The sequence below is a fragment of the Arthrobacter globiformis genome, assembly GCF_003261175.1.
GTDB lineage: Bacteria > Actinomycetota > Actinomycetes > Actinomycetales > Micrococcaceae > Arthrobacter > Arthrobacter globiformis_A.
Window position 1 is genome coordinate 107164 of record NZ_QLNP01000105.1, and the last position, 16472, is coordinate 123635.

Genomic DNA, 16472 nt, shown 5'->3' on the forward strand with positions numbered 1-16472 from the left:
TCAGCGGGGGACCGGTACGGAGGCCAGGATGCTGCCCAGCACGTCGTCCACCTGGACACCGTCCATCAGGGCTTCGGGCCGGAGCGCCACGCGGTGCCGCAGGCACGGCTGGGCCAGCGCCTTGACGTCATCCGGAGTGACAAAGTTCCGGCCGGACAGCCAGGCCCAGGCCCGCGAGGTGTTCAGCAGCGCTGTGGCACCTCGCGGCGAGACGCCAAGCTGGAAGGACGGGGCGGCGCGGGTGGCCCGGACCACGTCAACGATGTAGCCCAGCACCTCCGGCGCCACTTCGACAGTGGCTACGGCCCGCCTTGCCCGTTCCACTTCGTCGGCGCCCGCCACGGGGCGGATGCCGGCCGCGGCGAGGTCACGGGGATCGAAGCCGGCGGCGTGCCTGCGAACGACCTCGATTTCGGCGGCACGGTCAGGCAGGGGCATGGTGAGCTTGAGGAGGAACCGGTCCAGCTGGGCCTCCGGCAGCGGGTAGGTGCCCTCGTACTCGATTGGGTTTTGCGTGGCCGCCACGATGAAGGGCACCGGCAGCCGGCGCGACACGCCATCCACGGACACCTGGCGCTCCTCCATGGCTTCCAGCAGTGAGGCCTGGGTCTTGGGCGGCGTCCTGTTGATTTCGTCGGCCAGGAGCATGTTGGTGAAGACGGGACCCTCGCGGAAACTGAAGTCCGAATTGGCGGCGTCGTACACCAGGGACCCCGTGACGTCACCGGGCATGAGGTCCGGTGTGAACTGCACGCGCTTGGTGTCCAGGCTCAGGGCAGCGGACAGGGCCCGGACCAGGAGTGTCTTTGCCACGCCCGGCACGCCTTCGAGCAGCACATGTCCGCGCGACAGCAGGGCAATCAGCATTCCGGTGACCGTGGAATCCTGGCCCACCACTGCCTTGGCCACCTCCTGCCTGACGTCAAGCAGCGCCTGCCGGACAGGATCCGGGGCATGATCCGGGGTGTGCGGAGCGGCCATGGTGCCGACGGGCGCTTCGCCGTGGGTGCTGTTGCCGTTCATTCCGTTGACGTTGGTTCCGTAGCCGTTGGTCCCGTGCGGGTGGCCGTTTGGCTGCTGGCTCATCTGGCCTGTACCTCTTTCTCTACTAGGACAAGGTCCTGGGCCCAGCGCACAAGCTGGGCCTCGGTCGCGGGACGGTGTTGCAGGAGCTGCTGTATTTCGGCGGCGTTCCGGTCCAGATGCCGGGCTGCGGCGGCCGCCACGTCAGAGCCGGTAACGTCAGAAAGCCCGGCTGCGGTGCGCACCCGGAGTGCCGAGGCAAGCCGGACGATGGTGCCGGCACGGAGGGTGTCCGCCGCCCGGGCAACGTCGTGGGCCTCGTGGTACAGACGGGCCCTGCCCTCGGCGGTTTCCGCGGACTTCACCACCACCGGCATGGGTTCGAAGACCAGCGGGCCCAGACGGCGCCCGCGCCACGCTACGGCAAACAGGGCCACCACAATGAGCCACGGGGCCACAAACGCCGACCACGCCGGGGCAAGCTCGGCCAGGGTCTTCGGTGCGGGGCTGCCCGCGAGGTCCCCGGGGCCCGGCAGGTACCAGACGAGGTCGCCCTGGCTGCCCAGGGTCCGCAGGGTGAGCGCGGCGTTGCCGTTGGCGGCCAGAAACTGGTTGCTGATCACAGCTGTGCTGCCGATGACCACGAGCTTGCCGTCCTCTGCCGACGCGTAAAGGCCCCGCCCGCTCCCGCCGGCGCCGTAGCAGACGGTGCCGCCGCTGTAGAGGAAGCCTCCGTCCGCGCTGATGTCACCGGCGGCCTGGGCATCGGCAACGGTGCATCCAGGCTGGAGGGTCTGCTCCGAGCCCGGGACCACCCCGGCCTGCCGGATGGCGCTGCCCAGGCCGGTCAGTGTGGCCAGGCGCGGCGAGACCACCACCAGCCGGTCCGTCTCTGCAAGCAGCCGGCGAAGCCGTTCGGGAGCAAGGAACCCGCGCTGGTCGTAGACCAGGACCGTAGACCCCGGCCCTCTGCTGGGGCCTGCACGCACCGCTGCCAGAGTCTCCTCAAACGACGCCGTCTGTTCAACAGCGACGCCTTGCGCACCAAGGATTTGTGCTGCTGCCCTGGCGCCCTGCGGGCCGGGGTTGCGGATGGACAGCTCCTGGTTGTCGCCCTGTTGCGTCGGCTGGAACGCCAGGACCACCGCAAGGGCAACGGCCATGGCCAGGCCGAAGAGCACCCCCGCCCTGTGCCTGCGGATCCAGCCGGTCTTCCTGCGTCGGGCTGCGACCATGACGCCGGCTGCGGGCCTGCCGCCGTCGGACGGGGCATCCGTGCCGGCTGCCTCCGCGCTGCCTGCTTCCGTGGCGGCCGGTTCGGTGCGGGGGAGATGCGTCACCTGGGTACCGCCAGTCCGCCGGGTGCGGCCCCTGCATAGGAAGGCGTGAGCCTTTCCAAGGTCGAGTCCAGCCCAGCTACCGCGGCGTGGTCGGCTGCAACGGCGCTCCCGCTGCCGTAGCGGACGGCATCGAACATGCGGGCAGCTGCCTCGAGCCGGCCACTGGCCGCGGGGAACGCCCGGATGAGCTGTCCGGCAGCCTCGTCGGCTGTGCGGCCAGGCTGGGGGTCCAGGACGGCGCGGTCCTCGGCCGAACTCACCAGCGCGCGGAACTGTTCGACGACGGCGGCCGCCCAGTCGCCACGTGCGGCCGCGGCTTTTGCGCGCTCCCGGTAGTCGGCTGCCGTGGCGGCTGCTTCGGCGTCGAAGATCTCCTTCGGAGGGCGGCGGCGGGCGTTCAGCCGTGGCCGCGCCAGGATGATGGCCACAGCTATCAGAATGGCGATGCCCAGGCCGATGAAGGGCCCCACCGGAGGCCCCTCGGCAGGGGACTGGCCATCGGTCACGGACTGCAGCCAGTCGAGGAACTGCTGCCACAGGGTTTCCAGCCAGCCGGGCGCCGCCTCCCTGTACTCGCGTTTGGAGAGCTTCTCCGCCGCCCATCGGCGCGCTTCTTCCCGGCCAGGCTGCACCGGTGGTTCCAGGGTCCGGTTCAGCAGTGCCGTGGCGTGCTGCAGGACCGGGACGAAGCCGACGGGGCTCATCCCGGCATCGTCGGCGGCCCCGGGGGCGGCGGCCAGCCTGCTGAGTTCCCGTATGGGCCTGCCTGATGGGGTCCGGGTTGGTAGGGGCCCTGGTGGTAAGGCCAGGACTGGTGAGGGCCGGCGCCGTTCCGGCCCGGGGTGTAGACGGGCACGCCCCGGCCCGGGATGCCGCCGTCGTCATGGCCCGTTTCCAGCAGCCGGAGCAGCGCGATGTCCAGTCCGTCGTTGCGCATCCGCAAATCCATGTAGAGCAAAGCCATGACCGACGTCTGGAAGGCGAACGCCACGGCGCCGACGGCGGCGGACACGATCGCCGTGGCGACACCGACCACCACCTGCAGGGCGGCCGCCTGGCCGGCCGGGTCCTGGGGGCCGGCCACGGAGGCGAGCAGCCCGGTCAGCAGGGTGAGCGGGATGAGGACGATCTGGCCAATGATGCCGACGAGGAGTGACACCACAAGGACAATGCCGAAGACCCGCCACCAGCTTCTCCGGGTGACGGCCCAGGAACGCCGGATGCCATCCATCGCTCCCACGTCCTCGACGACGATGACCGCAGGTGCGACGGTCAGCTTGACCGACACCCAGATCATGGCGGCGATAAAGGCCAGAAACAGCGGAAGCACGATGACCAGCGACCCGGTTCCCATCGAATTGGCCAGCAGTACGGTGGCCAGTGCGATGAGGGCCCCGCCCAGCAGCACGGCTGCCACCCCGATGCCGGCCAGGCGAACCAGCGCCCACGCCCGGCCGCGCGCCAGCAGCCACATCTGCCGGAAGCCGGTTTGCCGGTTGAGGATGGACCTGGCCACGGGGACCACCATGGCGCCCTGCATCACCACGGAGATAAACACGGTCACCAGGCCGAAAAGCACAAAGCCGCCCGCCACGCCCGCAAAGAGGGAGGTCATCTCAGAATTGCTGAGGTTCGCCAGCCAGGCCTCCGCGGAAGCATCGGATGCCGGGGTGAACACCGGGACGACGCCGGCAATCACTGCGCCCAACGCCTGGGCAACGAGGCCTGCCCCGAGCATCGCCTTGGGATTCCGCCGGATCGTCTTAAAGGCCCCGTCCATGATTTCGCCGAACATGAGCGGCCGCAGCGGCACCACGCCGGGCTTCGGCGGGGCCGCGTAGACGGGAAAGGGAACGGCGGGGTTCGGTCCAGTGCGGTTGGGCGGCGCTGCGGGATACGGGTTTGCGCTCCACTGTTGGGGCGGCCCGTAGGGCTGGTGGGAACTGGGCTGGTACGGTCCGGGCTGGTAGGGCTCGGGCTGCTGGCTGCCCCACTGCGGGGGTGCGCCCCATGGCTGTTCAGGCGGCCTTTCTCCGGACGGCGGATGCTGCGGATCCTGCTCTGACAACCTGTTCCTCCCCAAGGTGCGCACTGGCCGACGGCCGGGCACCTCCAGACTATAGTTCCGCCGTCGGGCATCCTAGCTTCCGGCCGGTTTGGGCTGCGGCGGACCGCCGGGGTGCCGTGTCCGGCACCCCGGCACGCGCCCCGCCGAAACTCCATCAATAGGACAAAGCAACAGCAATAAGGGAATATATAACTATGAAGGCACGCATTCTGGTGGTTGATGATGACGAGGCGCTCGCAGAAATGATCGGCATTGTCCTGCGCAACGACGGCTTTGAGCCCGTCTTCTGCGCGGACGGCGGACAGGCTCTGGACGTCTTTCGCTCGTCAAAGCCGGATCTCGTGCTCCTCGACCTGATGCTGCCGGGAACGGACGGCATCGAGGTATGCCGGCAGATCCGCTCCGAGTCAGACGTGCCGATCGTCATGCTGACGGCCAAATCAGACACCTCTGATGTGGTCAGGGGACTGGAGTCGGGTGCCGACGATTACGTGCCCAAGCCCTTCAAGCCGGCGGAACTTGTCGCCCGGGTGCGGGCGCGCCTGCGCCCCGGTGACCAGAAGGCGCCCGAAACGCTGCGCATCGCTGACATCACCATCGACGTCGCCGGCCACCTGGTAAGCCGTGGCGACGAGCGGATTTCACTGACCCCGCTCGAATTCGATCTCCTGGTTGCCCTGGCGCGTAAGCCCTGGCAGGTATTCACCCGTGAGCTGCTTCTTGAGCAGGTCTGGGGCTACCGGCACGCGGCTGACACCCGGCTGGTCAATGTCCATGTCCAGCGACTGCGGTCCAAGATTGAACGTGATCCGGAAGCTCCGGAAGTTGTGATGACGGTTCGTGGTGTCGGCTACAAAGCAGGGTCCTGAACCCCAGGGCCAGAATCCCCCTGAGATGCCCGTGGGAACCGGATCCGGCCCCCGCGGCGACTCTCCCGCGGCAGAGAACGCCCGGGACGGTCGCAACCCCGCTTCGCGTCCAGGCCCGGAGCACACGGACGCCTTCGGTGCCGGGCTCGCGGGGCTGGCTTTGCGCGCCCGCATCTGGCGGCGCCGCGCCCTCATCGTCGTGCTGCGCGTCGGACGCCTGGTGCGCACCGGCGTCGACCGCATCTTTCCCGGCATCCGGTATCTGCTGCATTCCCTGCAGCGGCGGTGGCGCAGGTCGCTACAGTTCCGCACCGTCCTGACCACGCTGCTGCTGTCCATCAGTTCGTTCGCCATCGTCGGCGCTTACCTGTCCAACCAGATTGCCAACAACCTGTTCCACGAACGGCTGACGCAGGCGGAGTCCGAGACCCGCTACAACGTCAAGCAGGTGCAGGACACGTTCGACGGCGCCCAGGTCACCGACCAGTCCAGCGTGATCACGCTCGTCTACGACACCCTCAACGCCGTTGAGGGCAAGGGCTCGGTGATCCAGCGCCGCTACGTATTTGAAGCGATGCCGGAGCAGACCAAGCCCCGCAACCGGTGGGTGGAGTCGCGCGCATCCGACCAATTGACCATCAGCGTCATCCCTCCGGACCTCCGGGCGGCAGTCCAGGACTCCGGCAAGGAGCAGTTCTGGGCGTCCACGGAATTCCCGGTGGGAACCGAAGACCGGCCGGGCATCGCCGTCGGCAACAAGGTGACGTTCAACGGCACGGTGTACGAGCTTTACCTGATCTACGACCTCAACACGGCACAGCAGACCCTGAACGAAATCCAGAATGTCCTCTGGGCCGGCGGCGCTGCGCTGATCCTCATGATCGGCGGCATCGCCTGGTACGTCACGCGCAACGTGGTGAGTCCCGTCAGCCACGCCGCCGTGGTCTCGGAAAAGCTGGCAGCAGGCCAGCTGCAGGAACGCATGGTGGTCAAGGGGGAGGACGAGGTGGCACGCCTCGGCGCCTCGTTCAACCACATGGCCGCAAGCCTGCAGGAGCAGATCACGCAGCTGGCCACGCTGTCCCAGATGCAGCAGCGGTTCGTTTCCGACGTGTCCCACGAGCTCCGGACCCCGCTGACCACCGTCCGGATGGCCGCTGAGGTGCTGTACGACGCCCGCAACGATTTCGACCCCATCAACAAGAGGTCAGCCGAACTGCTCTACAACCAGGTGGAAAGGTTCCAGTCGCTACTGGCGGACCTGCTGGAAATTTCCAGGTTCGACGCCGGCGTGGCCATGCTCGATGCCGAGGCGACGGACATCGTCCAGCTCATCTCGCATGTGATGGAGGGCGCGGCGCCCGTCGCCGAAGAGTACGGCTCGAAGATGCAGCTGAATGCGCCGGAGGGCAGCGTCGTAGTGGAGATGGACTCCCGGCGCATTGACCGCATCCTGCGGAACCTGATCCTGAACGCACTCGAACACGGCGAAGGCCGGGCGGTCAACATCTCCGTAGCCTCCAATGCGGATGCTGTCGCCGTCACCGTCAGGGACCACGGAATCGGCATGAGTCCTGCCGAGGCGGCCCGCGTCTTCGACCGCTTCTGGCGCGCCGATCCCGCCCGGGCCCGCACCACCGGCGGCAGCGGGCTGGGCCTGTCCATTGCCACCGAGGACACCAAACTGCACAACGGCTGGCTCCAGGCCTGGGGGAACACAGGGGTCGGCTCCAACTTCAGGCTCACACTCCCGCTTAAACAGGGCGGCACCATCACAAAGTCGCCGCTGCCCCTTGAACCCGCAGACGTGGGGCTCGGCAGGCCCGGCGACCACAGTGTCCTTGTGCTGGGTCCCGGCGCCACCCCCGACCTGGAGGGATCCGCGCCCAAAAACTCTGCCCCGAATGACTCCGTTGGCGCAGGTAACGCCAACGCCGTGACGGTGGACTCCGCCGCGGCGGGCGCACCGGAGACAGCGCGCACCGGGGAGCGTTCGTGAGCCGGGTACGGCCGGCGGCCCGCGGGGTTGCCGCAGGGCTCCTGGCCGTCATTCTGCTGTTCCTGACATCCTGCGCCCAGATTCCGCGGACCGGGCCTGTTGGGAAGAGCACGGACGAAAGCGCAGGAAATCCCAACGCTCCCGTATTCTTTCCCGTCGCGCCGCGCACCGGGTCCGGTCCCGAAGCTGTCATTGAGGACTTCTACCTGGCAGGCAGCGGGTATGAGGACGACTACGCCGTGGCGCGGCAGTACCTGACCCAGGCTTCCTCCGTTGCCTGGAAGCCGGACCAGCGCACATTGGTGTTCCGCTCCGAGCGTGTGGTGAAAACCGGCGTCGAGGGCGTCTATAACTACGAACTGGACGTCGCGTACTCAGTGGATTCCGACGGCGTGGCCACCCCGATGCCGGACGGAACCAAGGAAAACATCCCCGTGACGCTGGTGCAGGTTGACGGCGAATGGCGCATCTCCAAGATCCCGGACGGCACCGCCATTCCCGAGGAGACCTTCAAGGTCATCTACGGCGCCTATCCCATCTACTTCTACGACCCCAGCTTCACGTATGCCGTTCCGGATGTGCGCTGGTTCATCAAGAAGAAAACGGTGAAGGCCATGACGAGCGCCCTGCTCGGCGGACCCGCCCCCTATTTGAAGGGCGCCGTGGTCAGTGCGTTCCCCTCCGGTATGAAACTTGCCAGGGAATCGGTGCCCGTAGTCTCGGGCGCAGCACAGGTTGACCTGTCGGCCAAGGAGCTGACCGAGGCTTCCACCGAGGACAGACTGAGGATGCAGACCCAGCTGGCCCTGACGTTCCGCAGCCAGCCGGACGTCATCAACGTGGAGCTGCGGGCGAACCAGGACCTTGTCCGCGTGGAGGACAACGGTTCAGTCCTGCCGCCGGTCCAGAACAGGAACGCCCCCGCGCGCCAGATCGCCATCAGCAACAACGAGCTGGTGCGGTACGAGAACAACAGGGTGTCGCCGCTGCCTGACATGCAGCCGGTGGCCGGGCTGAAACCGCGTTCGCCCGCCGAATCGCCCGTCTCGCAGACGGTGGCGTTTTTGAACGGCAGCCGCAGCACCCTGTATTCGATGGTGCCAGGCCAGCCCGCGCGCGCCCTGACCACACGCAGTACGCTGACGCACCCGTCGTTCAGCCTGCACGACTGGCTGTGGACCGCCGGTCCCGGAGCCCAGGGCGTCACCGAAATCACGGCCTTCCGTCCCACCGGCGTGGCCCAGGGCGCACCGGTGCCGACCGTCACGCTGACCCCCTCCTGGCTGGCCGGCCGCAACGTGAAGGATTTGCGGGTGTCCCGGGAAGGGGTCCGGGCACTGGTCATCTCCGAGCAGAACGGGGAGACACGCGTACAGGTGACGGGGATCATCCGCAGCGCGGACGGCACGCCTAAGGAACTGACGGCGCCCATCACGCTGCAGTCCAGCGGAAATCCCGACCAGGGCGTATGGGTGAATGACACCACCGTTGTGGTGATGAAGGGCGCCTCGACGTCCAACGTGACCCCGGAACTTCTCTCGCTCACCGCCTCCCAGCCGCAGAAGCTGGCCCCCTGGCCGGGGCTGGTTGCCCTCAGCGCAGGCAACGGCCCCGAGGAAATCTACGCCCAGTCCAGGGACGGCATCTTCCAGCGGCTCGGCAACGGGTGGTCGGCGCAGCTGAGGGGACCCACGGACCCGTCCTTCCCCGGCTGACCGTTCCCCTCTTCCTATCCAGGGCGTTATCCACATGAAGGCCTCTTGCCCTTTTGCGGGCTGGGGCCGTTGCACCACCCTTGAACCGTGGGGAGCCATAGGACGCGAGACGGCCAGAGGACGTCGGCAGATCCGGACCTCCTGGCCCAGCCGCTGTGGCACGCACGTCACCGGGGGGAGCACCGTCAGCGACTCCTGCAGGCCTGGGATCTGCTGGCCGGGGCTGCGGCCGACGTCGTGGCCCTGGCGCTGCCCGTGGAATGCGTCTGTTGCGGCAAGGAGGATCTGGTGCTGTGTGCCGGCTGCGAGCGCAGGCTCCGGATGCTCACCCGCCGTCCCTTCCGGGCAGAGACCGGGGCGCCCGCGCTCATGGACACCGACGGCTCAGTCATCCTTCCTGTCGTGGCGGCGGGCATCTACCGCGAGGAGCTCTCCCAGTCGATCCTGGCCTTCAAGCGCCACGGCCAGGGTCAGCTGCGGACCGTGCTGTCGAAGGTATTGGCTGGCGCACTCGCAGCAGCCTATGCGGGAACGGACGCGATGGTGCTCGTTCCGGTTCCAAGCAGCGGCAGCGCCTACCGGAAACGCGGCTTCAGTCCCGTCCATCTGCTGTTGGCCGGCGTCAGGCGAAGCTTCGACGAACGCCGCCCGGTATGCACTGATGCGCTGCGCAAGGTCAGGAACCCGCGAACCGGCAGCGGCCTGACCGGAAACGGCCTGTCCGGTGGGCAGAAGGGACTCGGCAGGGGAGACAGGTCCCGAAAGGTCCGCGGCTCCATGCGCGCCGTGCGGGGCGCCCGCGGACGCTCTCTGCGGGGAAGGCAGTGCATCATTGTCGACGACGTCCTGACTACCGGCGCCACTCTGGCGGAGGCTGCCCGGGCCATCCACGAAGCCGGGGGAATTGTGCGCGGCGCCGTTGTCCTGGCCGCCACCCGCGCACCCGATGCGGCGGCTGGACCGGCGCCGTCCCGGCATCCTGGGGACTACCTGGGCCCTAGCTGAGACATAGAAAAAAATAAACTGCGAAAGGATGAATAACTTGTTGCTATGAACTAACGTCGGATATGGGTACCAAGATCAGTTGTACCTTTCGATAGCGGCTCGGAAAGGGGCTCGACTGTCAATCAGATCGTCCCCCGGAAGTGCCGCCGTCGTGTCACCGAAGTCATTTGGAGGGCACCATGGAGTTCATGATCAGCGGACGAAATCTGACGGTCTCGGACCGATTCCGCGAATACGCCGGCGAGAAGATCTCAAAGATCGAATCGCTTGGGGACAAGGTCCAGAGGGTCGACGCGAAGGTTTCAAAGGAAACAAATGCGCGGCAGACCGGTGACCAGCTCACGGTTGAAGTGACAGTCCTGGGCCGAGGCCCCGTGATCCGTGCCGAAGCAAGCGCCGCAGATAAGTTCGCCGCGTTCGACCTCGCCTACAACAAGCTGCTCGAGCGGCTGCGCAGGGCCAAGGACCGCAAGAAGGTCCACCACGGGCGGCACACGCCCAAAGCCGTACGCGAGGCAACTGCAACACTGGAGCCCGCGAGCTCCAACCAGCCGATCTACGTGGAAGCGAGCAACAACACCCAGGCTGCTCCGGAACCGGCTGAGAAATCGCCGTACGACGTCGACAACGACATCCCCGCCGGCGACTCGCCGGTACTGATCCGGCGCAAAGTGTTCCCGGCCGCGTCCCTCACCCTCGACGACGCCGTGGACAACATGGAACTTATCGGTCACGACTTTTACCTTTTCGTGGACAAGGCCACGAACGCGCCATCGGTTGTTTACCGGCGTCGCGGCTGGACATACGGGGTTATCACCCTGGACCACTACTGCGAACCCGGCGAGAACACGCATGAGGAGAAAATCATTGCGTACCGCTCGGATGATGCGGCCGCAACTGCCTAAGATGGTGCCCAGGCAACGAAAGGGCTGACATGGGTGCATCGCTGAGCCTCTCGCAGGCGCGGCGGATTGCACTGGCAGCCCAAGGACTGGATAAAGGACGGCCCGCCGGCCCCGTGACCTCACGGGCGGTGGGCCGGACCTTTGCCCGGATTCAACTCGTTCAGATCGATTCGGTCAACGTTCTGGCGCGGAGCCACTTCCTTCCGTTCTTTTCCAGGCTCGGCGACTACGACCGCTCCATCCTCCAGCAAATGGCAGGCAGGCACCCCCGGCGGATGATGGAGTACTGGGCGCACGAAGCCAGTTACATCCGGCCGCAACACTTCCCGGACCTGGTGGTGTGGCAGAACCGCAGGTGGGTCGGGGCTTCGGGGATGGATCCGGGGCTGCGTTCCGGTGTGACCGGCAGGGTCCTGGCTGCGCTCACCGACGGCAGGCCCATGACGGCCGCCGAACTCACCGCCAGGCTCGGGCACGTGGAGGACCGCAAGCACGTCGATTGGGGCTGGAACTGGAACGCCGTCAAGCGCGTGCTGGAGCACCTGTTTGAAGAGGGGGTCGTCTCGTCGGCGTCAAGGACGGACCAGTTCGAACGGCAGTATGCCCTGACCCGGCAGGTTTTGCCCGGCCATGACCTCAAAGCGGTACCTGACCCTTCGGCCGCCATGGACAGGCTCATCGATGCTGCGGCGCAGGCGCACGGCATCGGGACCGTGCGGTGCTTCGCGGACTACTTCAGGACTCCGATGAAGGCAGCTGCGGTCTCTGTTCAGCGCTTAGTTGATGCCGGACGCCTGGAACCGGTGACGGTGGCGGGCTGGGACCGGAAGGTGTACCGCCACGCCCAGGCCCGACTGCCACGCCGCGCAGCCGGCAGGGCGCTGCTCAGCCCGTTCGATTCGCTGGTCTTTGAACGGCGCAGGCTTGAGGAGCTCTTCGGGTTTCACTACCGGATCGAGATCTACACCCCGGCGGCCAAACGCCGGTTTGGCTATTACGTGCTCCCATTCCTGCTCCGCGACCGCATTGTGGCCCGGGTGGACCTGAAGGCAGACCGGGCAGCGGGACTGTTGCTTGCCAAGGCGTGCTTCGGTGAGCCGGGCGCTCCGGCGGACACCGCCGTCGAACTCGCTGCCGAACTGCACCTGATGGCAGGTTGGCTGGGACTGGACGGCGTAGCCGTCTCGCCGCTGGGGGACCTTGCCCCCGCGGTGGCGGCCGCCATTGACGGCTATCCGCTGTGAGGGAACAGGGGCAACGTGCCGTGTGTCTCTCCCGTAGACTAAATCACGCCAGAATTCGGCAGCATGAGACTGGGAGCAACTTCACGTGGCATCACTAATCGAAAAAATTCTCCGCACAGGTGACAAAAAGCTCCTGAGGCAACTGCGGAACTATGCTGATTCCATCAACGCGCTTGAAGACTCATTCCAAACCTTCACGGATGCGGAACTGCGTGAAGAAACAGACCGGCTCCGGGCGCGCCACCAGGACGGCGAGAAGCTCGACGACCTCCTGCCGGAGGCCTTTGCCGCGGTGCGTGAGGCGTCATCCCGGACACTCGGCATGCGGCACTTCGACGTCCAGCTCATGGGTGGCGCTGCCCTGCACCTGGGCAACATCGCCGAAATGAAGACCGGTGAAGGCAAGACGCTGGTGGCCACTGCTCCGGCCTACCTCAACGCCCTTACCGGAAATGGCGTGCACGTCGTCACGGTGAACGACTACCTGGCGGAATACCAGTCCGAACTCATGGGCCGTGTCTACCGATTCCTGGGGCTCACCAGCGGCTGCATCCTCGCCAACCAGGACCCGTCCGTCCGCCGCGAGCAGTACGCTGCCGACATCACCTACGGCACCAACAACGAATTCGGCTTCGACTACCTCCGCGACAACATGGCCTGGGACAAGACCGAACTCGTGCAGCGCGGACACCACTTTGCGATCGTCGATGAAGTCGACTCGATCCTCATCGACGAGGCCCGTACGCCGCTGATCATTTCCGGCCCGGCACAGGGCGACACCAACCGCTGGTACAGCGAGTTCGCCAAGGTTGTCCTGCGCCTGCAGCCGGAGAAGGACTACGAGGTCGACGAGAAGAAGCGCACCGTCGGCGTGCTTGAAAGCGGCATCGAAAAGGTTGAGGACTACCTCGGCATCCAGAACCTCTACGAATCCGCCAACACGCCCCTGATCGGCTTCCTCAACAACGCCATCAAGGCCAAGGAGTTGTTCAAGCGGGACAAGGACTACGTCATCCTCGACGGCGAGGTCCTCATCGTTGATGAGCACACGGGCCGTATCCTCGCCGGCCGCCGCTACAACGAGGGCATGCACCAGGCGATCGAGGCCAAAGAGGGCGTCGAGATCAAGGCGGAGAACCAGACCCTTGCGACGGTGACGCTGCAGAACTACTTCCGCATGTACGACAAGCTCTCCGGCATGACCGGTACGGCCGAGACCGAAGCCGCCGAATTCATGAGCACGTACAAGCTTGGGGTGGTGGCCATCCCCACGAACCGCGACATGCAGCGGATCGACCAGTCCGACCTGGTGTACAAGAACGAAGTCGTCAAGTTCGAGGCCGTCGTCCGGGACATCGCCGAACGCCACGAGAAAGGCCAGCCGGTCCTGGTGGGCACCACCAGCGTCGAAAAGAGCGAGTACCTCTCGCGCCTCCTCGCGAAGGAGGGCATCCGGCACGAGGTGCTCAACGCCAAGAACCACGCCCGTGAAGCCGCGATCGTGGCCCAGGCGGGACGCAAGGGCGCGGTCACCGTGGCCACCAACATGGCCGGCCGCGGCACGGACATCATGCTGGGCGGCAACGCCGAGTTCACCGCCATCGCCGAACTAGCCCAGCGGGGACTCGACCCGGAAGAAAACTCCGACGAGTACGAGGCAGCCTGGCCCGGTGCGCTGGAGGCGTCGAAGAAGGCCGTCAAGGACGAGCACGAGGAAGTCCTGGGCCTGGGCGGCCTGTACGTGCTGGGAACTGAGCGCCACGAATCCCGCCGGATCGACAACCAGCTCCGCGGCCGCTCGGGTCGCCAGGGCGACCCTGGCGAGTCCCGCTTCTACCTGTCGCTGACCGACGACCTCATGCGCCTGTTCAACTCGGGTGCAGCAGAACGGCTGATGAACAGCTCCGTCCCGGACGACGTGGCGCTGGAGTCCAAGCTGGTCTCACGTGCCATCGCTTCGGCCCAAGGGCAGGTTGAAGGCCGCAACGCCGAACAGCGCAAGAACGTCCTCAAGTACGACGACGTCCTCAACCGCCAGCGCGAAGCCATCTACGGCGACCGCCGCCGGATTCTGGAAGGCGACGATCTCCACGAGAAGGTGCAGTTCTTCCTGGAAGACACCATCAACGCTCTGATTGACGAAGCAACCGCCGAGGGCAACGGCGACGACTGGGACTTCGACCAGCTCTGGACCAACCTCAAGACGCTTTACCCCGTCACCGTAACGCCGCACGATGTCATCGACGAGGCAGGCGGCAAGTCGCGCATCACCGTGGAGTTCCTGAAGGAAGAAATCATGTCTGACGCCAAGCTGGTGTATCAGGCACGCGAGGAAGCCATCGGCTCCGAGAGCATGCGCGAACTCGAGCGGCGTGTTGTGCTCTCCGTCATCGGGCGGAAGTGGCAGGAACACCTGTACGAGATGGACTACCTCAAGGAGGGCATTGGCCTGCGAGCCATGGCCCAGCGTGATCCGCTGGTGGAGTACCAGCGTGAAGGTTTCACGATGTTCCAGTCCATGATGGAAGCCATCCGGGAGGAGAGCGTCGGTTTCCTCTTCAACCTCGAAGTGGAAGTCACCCCGGCCGAGGACGTCGTGGTTGCCGACGCCGCGGGCGGCCACACCGAACACCACGAGCCGCAGATCCGCGCCGCCGGTCTTGAAGCGCCGGAGAAGCCCGCCCAGCTGCAGTACACCGCGCCCCGGGAGGACGGCGGAGCCGAGACCCGGATCGAGGGCCGGGCTGCGGGCCGCTCGGGCAACCCGGCCAAGGCTGCTTCCCAGGACCGGCGCGACGGGAAGAAGAAAAAGCGCTAGCCAGACGATAAGGCAGGAAGGGACCGGAGCAGGAGCTCCGGTCCCTTCCTTTTCGCGTTAGCCAATCTCCAGTGCGGTGACGCGCCAGACGTTCTTGCTGCGTTCCAGCCGGACGGCGACTGCGCGGACCCGCAGTTCATCGATCACCACCGCGCTGGCCTCATACACGTCCGGCGTCACCTCACAGGCGCGGACCGAGCGGACTGAGGCGTTGCGGTGGAGCAGCCCCATTTTCCGGGGAGCCCGGGCAGCCACCCGCCGGGTGAGGGCGGCCCTGTGCTGGAGCACGGTGAGGCAGCGCTGGTCCAGCCGCCGTGCGAGCTGGTGGATTGGCCTTGTTCCCGCCAGAACTTCAACGGCGGCCTGGACTGTTGCCCTGGTGATGGCGCATATCTCGCGCGCCTCGTCTCCGGGCCCGGGAGCAGCGGCCGGGACGGACTCAAGAACAGCGCTTCCTGCACGCCGTATCGGGGTTACTGCAGTCATGATCGGTCCTTCGGTAGAGGCTGGCTTGGGAAGGCCGCGGGAGTTGCGGCCGCCGCGGGGTGGATGGCGCGAAAGGAAAACATGCCAATGCCGCTTACGGCGGCGGAGGGCTGAGGAGCTGGCCCGGGAGAAGGACATTGGGATCGGCTCCGATGACATTCCGGTTTGCCTGGTACCAGAGCGGCCAGCGGGCTGCTATATCCACGTCGGAAGCGCCGGGTCCCAGCTCGCGCGCGGCGATGGTCCACAGTGATTCTCCGGCCCGGACGGGTACCTCGCAGCGGGCGCTGGCCGGCTCAGCCGCTGCCCTGGCGGGCAGTGGGGTGACGAGGCCGGGTTCCACAACCGGGACACGCGGTTTCCACTGAGGCTGGAGTTCGCTACCCTCCACGACGGATCTCTGCGTGAGCCCGAATCCTGCGGAGCGGCCGGCGGGCAGGTCCGGCCGCCCGTCAGCCAGGGGCGCCCACGCTGCGGACAGGGACGATCCGCTGTTTGAGGAAAGGGCTCCTGCGGGCAAGGCATCCGCGTGGGCGAGCGGTGCGCCGAGAAGCTGCGCACCCACTGCGGCCATCGCCAGCCTGCGCATGAAGACAGGGGTGCATCGCCCCGTGGCGCGGGCGGCGGCCTGGTGCCCTGTCCGCTCCAGGAGTGCCGATGCAAATGCCGTAGCCAGCGACAGCAGCCACCAGGCTATGACTGTCAGCCCGGCGGCGAGGGCCAGCAAGCCAATCAGGTCGTCGAAGTGCAAAGCCTCCTGGTGTGCAGTGGACCGCCTCCATTGGTCGACGATCCCGGCCCCGGTGTAAGCGAGAAAGACTCCGAGCCCCAGGATGACGGCCGCCAAGGCGGCTTCTGCCCTCACCGGGCGCTGTACCTCTACCGCCATGACTTCCCCCAGAAAAAGCGATTTGATGTAGTTTGATGTGCTTTGATGCATTTAGTACCGGTAGAGCAAGTTTGGGGCAGGGGTATCTCCTTTGTCTATGGAGAAAGAAAA

13 protein-coding genes are annotated in these 16472 nt (G+C 66.4%); 7 read left to right on the forward strand and 6 right to left on the reverse strand.

Features of this window, described 5'->3' with window-relative positions; translation table 11 throughout:
• From DBZ45_RS21290 to DBZ45_RS21305, 4 genes are all read right to left on the reverse strand, one after another.
• Positions 1–981 (reverse strand): AAA family ATPase, encoded by a 981-nt coding sequence (locus DBZ45_RS21290; RefSeq protein WP_111906011.1) that lies wholly within the window; start codon positions 979–981, stop codon positions 1–3.
• A 101-nt stretch (positions 982–1082) separates the two neighbouring features.
• Complete coding sequence (locus DBZ45_RS21295) at positions 1083–2363, reverse strand: DUF4350 domain-containing protein (RefSeq protein ID WP_223257207.1); 1281 nt, start codon at positions 2361–2363, stop codon at positions 1083–1085.
• Positions 2360–3067, reverse strand: a complete 708-nt coding sequence (locus DBZ45_RS21300) for a DUF4129 domain-containing protein (protein ID WP_111905808.1) — start codon at positions 3065–3067, stop codon at positions 2360–2362. Before DBZ45_RS21300 ends, DBZ45_RS21295 begins: the two co-directional genes overlap by 4 nt.
• Positions 3064–4431 (reverse strand): DUF7847 domain-containing protein, encoded by a 1368-nt coding sequence (locus tag DBZ45_RS21305; protein ID WP_146617549.1) that lies wholly within the window; start codon positions 4429–4431, stop codon positions 3064–3066. Before DBZ45_RS21305 ends, DBZ45_RS21300 begins: the two co-directional genes overlap by 4 nt.
• Positions 4432–4625: 194 nt before the next feature.
• Between DBZ45_RS21305 and mtrA the strand changes: the two genes are divergently transcribed.
• From mtrA to secA, 7 genes are all read left to right on the forward strand, one after another.
• Positions 4626–5300 (forward strand): MtrAB system response regulator MtrA, encoded by a 675-nt coding sequence (gene mtrA, locus DBZ45_RS21310; protein ID WP_003804986.1) that lies wholly within the window; start codon positions 4626–4628, stop codon positions 5298–5300.
• A gap of 25 nt (positions 5301–5325) precedes the next feature.
• Positions 5326–7299, forward strand: a complete 1974-nt coding sequence (gene mtrB, locus DBZ45_RS21315) for an MtrAB system histidine kinase MtrB (protein ID WP_262982878.1) — start codon at positions 5326–5328, stop codon at positions 7297–7299.
• Positions 7296–9014: an LpqB family beta-propeller domain-containing protein gene (locus DBZ45_RS21320; protein WP_111905811.1), complete on the forward strand. Its 1719-nt coding sequence runs from the start codon at positions 7296–7298 to the stop codon at positions 9012–9014. The genes mtrB and DBZ45_RS21320 overlap by 4 nt, the downstream gene beginning before the upstream one ends.
• Before the next feature lie 87 nt (positions 9015–9101).
• Positions 9102–10019, forward strand: coding sequence for a ComF family protein (locus DBZ45_RS21325; RefSeq protein WP_223257208.1), 918 nt, complete (start codon positions 9102–9104; stop codon positions 10017–10019).
• A 179-nt stretch (positions 10020–10198) separates the two neighbouring features.
• Complete coding sequence (hpf, locus tag DBZ45_RS21330) at positions 10199–10924, forward strand: ribosome hibernation-promoting factor, HPF/YfiA family (RefSeq protein WP_111905812.1); 726 nt, start codon at positions 10199–10201, stop codon at positions 10922–10924.
• 29 nt (positions 10925–10953) lie between these two features.
• Positions 10954–12168 (forward strand): winged helix-turn-helix domain-containing protein, encoded by a 1215-nt coding sequence (locus DBZ45_RS21335; RefSeq protein WP_111905813.1) that lies wholly within the window; start codon positions 10954–10956, stop codon positions 12166–12168.
• 85 nt (positions 12169–12253) lie between these two features.
• On the forward strand, positions 12254–14986 hold the full coding sequence (gene secA / locus DBZ45_RS21340; protein ID WP_111905814.1) for a preprotein translocase subunit SecA: 2733 nt from the start codon (positions 12254–12256) through the stop codon (positions 14984–14986).
• A 57-nt stretch (positions 14987–15043) separates the two neighbouring features.
• On the opposite strand, the gene DBZ45_RS21345 is transcribed toward secA, so the two are convergent.
• Entirely contained in the window at positions 15044–15472 is a 429-nt protein-coding gene (locus DBZ45_RS21345) for an Rv3235 family protein (RefSeq protein WP_223257209.1), read from the reverse strand.
• 94 nt (positions 15473–15566) lie between these two features.
• On the reverse strand, positions 15567–16361 hold the full coding sequence (locus DBZ45_RS21350) for a LysM peptidoglycan-binding domain-containing protein (protein ID WP_146617550.1): 795 nt from the start codon (positions 16359–16361) through the stop codon (positions 15567–15569).
• Between the last annotated feature and the right edge of the window lie 111 nt (positions 16362–16472).